Raw genomic sequence first — 2,618 nt, 5'->3', positions numbered from 1 at the left:
TCCTTCAGGATCTTCGTGGCCTTGGCCGACTTGGCCGTGTCCCTGAAGGACCTGTAGTCGATGCTGATGGGCATGGCCGCCACCCTGACGCGCCGTCCTTCGGAGGTTACGGTGGCGACCGGTCCGCGACCCGTGACCTTGGAGTCCGGCAGGAGGGCCTTCAGGCAGTCGGTGAAGTTCCTCCTGTCGCGCATGGTCTGAAAGCCCACGAAGTTGTACTCGAGGAAATCCTTCAGGATTTCCTCTCTCCAGGGCAGTTTCAGAAAGATATCCGGGGGAGGGAAGGGGATGTGGAGGAAAAAGACGCAGTTCCTCTGAACATCCGATGATTTCAGTATCCTCGCCACGGGAACCATCTGGTAGTCGTGGACCCAGATGTAATCCTCCGGTCTCGTGTGCTTTTTTATAGCCTTGGCGAAATCGCCGTTCACCTTTCTGTAGGACTTCCAGTACTCCGGCTCAAAGCGGCACCGGGTCTGGAGGTCGTGGAAGAGGGGCCAGATCACTTCGTTGGAGAAGCCGGAGTAAAAGGAATTCACATCCTCCTGGGAAAGCCGTACGGGGTATACCCTGTACCCGGCCTGTTTCGAGGCGGGTCCGAGGATCTCCCTGAGGGTCTTCAGGTCCAGCACCTCCGTGGTCCCGGCCCAGCCGATCCATATCCCTCCCCTGTCACGGAGGACCGGCGTCAACGCCGAAACGAGCCCCCCCGAGGAGTGGGTGACCTTCCACTTGCCCGGATGGCCCTCGATCTTCACCGGGAGCCTGTTCGAGACGATGACCAGTCTTCCCCTCCCGCCCATGGTCTGACCTCTTTCGTCACCGGCGGCTTCTGGTCCGAGGCCGGGAGCTCTTGTCCCAGAGCGGTTCCCGCAGAGTGTAGTTCGCTTCGAAGGATCTGAAAAGGTCAAGGTAGTCCTCGAGGTAGCGCGACATGAGGAACTTCTCCTGGACCGTGACGCGGGCCTTCTCGCCTATACGGAGGCAAAGGTCCGGATCCTTCAAAAGCATCACTATCCTCTCGGCGGCTTCCTCGATGGTATCGACCAGGAAGCCGTTCTCGCCGTCGGTTATCTGGTGTCTTATACCTCCCACGTTTCCCCCTATGACCGGTTTGCCCTTCCACATGGCCTCCGTCACGGTGAGGCCGAAACCCTCCCGTATCGATTTCTGCAGTACCACCGCGGCTTTGCGCTGAAGGGCGTTGACCAGGGCCGTGTCCTCGACGGTAAGCATGATTATGCCCTCTTCCTGCTTTTCCTTCAATTCGTTGAAAATTTCAACGCCCTCGGGGTCGTCGGTGGCGATGTTTCCCAGCAGGACCAGGTTGCATTCGACCTCTTTACGAGCTATCTTGAAAGCCTCGATCACGCCCCCGGGGTCCTTCCACCGGTCGAACCGCGACACCTGGACCACCAGGGGTTTGTCGGTGGGTATGTCGTACCTTTCCAGCCTCTCCTGGATCTCCTCCTCCGAGAAGTCCCGGTTCTTGATGCTGAAGGGGTCAATGGCTGGCTTGATGAAGACCAGGGGGGTCCTGGTGTCCTGCCGGTATTCGGGGATGCTGAAGACGGCTGCATCGTACCTGTTCACGTAGTTCCTGATGTAGGGCCAGAGTTTTTTGTTGGGGTTCGAGAGGTCCACGTGGCAGACCCAGATCCAGGGTCCCTTCTTGTGATAATGGCGGATCATCGGGAGGGGCTGCGGGTCGTGGATCACGACAATGTCATGGTCGAGGTGGTTCCGGAGGACGTTTTCGAAGACGACGTGCTCGTATATCCTGAACTTCTTCCAACTAAGGTTGATATCATCGCCCTGGAGGGCGTTGTGCATCTTCTTCGTGACGGTAAAAAAGTCGGGGGAGCCCTGGATGACCCTCCAGCCCATCTGGACGCCGGCCAGGTTGGCCAAAAGCGTCACTGAGCCCAGCAGTTCGGCTACGCCTCCGCCGTAAAAGGTGGAGTTGATGTGGACTATTCTGCGGTCCGACATTTTAGCGGCCTTGGAAAGGATCCTCTCTACCGCCTCGGCCCCGATAATGGGTTCATAGTGCTCGATCCTGGCGATGTACGGAAGTCCCATGGAGTCTCCCCCTTTTCCTGAAACGGCGCCTCCTGTTTCAATTCTTTCGTGGCCGCCGGCGGCCGTTTCGATCTGTTGGTATCCTATTATATAGGATAATCTTTTTTATATTTCAGCTCTCTCCCCGTCCGTTTCCCCGCCCCTACCCGGGGCGATCCCCCGAGTCGGGTGAGGAAAGGAGTTTCCGTCTTGATGCTTTTAGGATTTGGCTGCGTTATCCTTTCTGCTTTTTTCTTCGGTTCCCTTGGCCCCGCCGAAAGGGTGGCTTTTCAGTACGGCGTGACCCCTGCCGGGGTTTCCCTGGTCAGGGCCGTTGTGGGAGCCCTCGTGGCAGGCTCCTACGCGCTTTTCAGGGCCCCGCGGGCCCTGGTGCCGGGGTTCGCCGATGGCTGGAAGTATGCCCTCTCGGGCCTTTTCGGCGTGGTCTTCGTATATTACCTGTCGAACATAGCCTTCGTTACCATACCCGTGGGGCTGACGGTCATCCTTTTTTACATCAACCCGGTATGGACGGCCCTGGGGGCCGCCGTCCTGGG

3 protein-coding genes are annotated in these 2,618 nt (G+C 58.4%); 1 reads left to right on the top strand and 2 read right to left on the bottom strand.

Going from position 1 to position 2,618, the window contains the following annotated elements; translation table 11 throughout:
• On the bottom strand, positions 1-803 hold an 803-nt coding region (locus GX108_00705; GenBank protein NLO55569.1), incomplete at its 3' end, for a trehalose-6-phosphate synthase.
• Between the two features lie 16 nt (positions 804-819).
• Positions 820-2,082 carry a glycosyltransferase gene (locus GX108_00700; protein ID NLO55568.1) on the bottom strand — a complete coding sequence of 421 codons (1,263 nt, stop codon included), beginning with the start codon at positions 2,080-2,082 and terminating at the stop codon, positions 820-822.
• Positions 2,083-2,271: 189 nt separating this feature from the next.
• Here GX108_00700 and GX108_00695 point away from each other — a divergent pair.
• The coding region (locus tag GX108_00695) for a DMT family transporter (protein ID NLO55567.1) at positions 2,272-2,618 on the top strand (347 nt) is incomplete at its 3' end.

It is taken from the genome of Thermovirga sp. (assembly GCA_012523215.1).
Lineage (GTDB): Bacteria > Synergistota > Synergistia > Synergistales > Thermovirgaceae > 58-81.
Note: the sequence above shows the minus strand (reverse complement) of the source record. Positions and strands in the feature narration are given on the sequence as shown.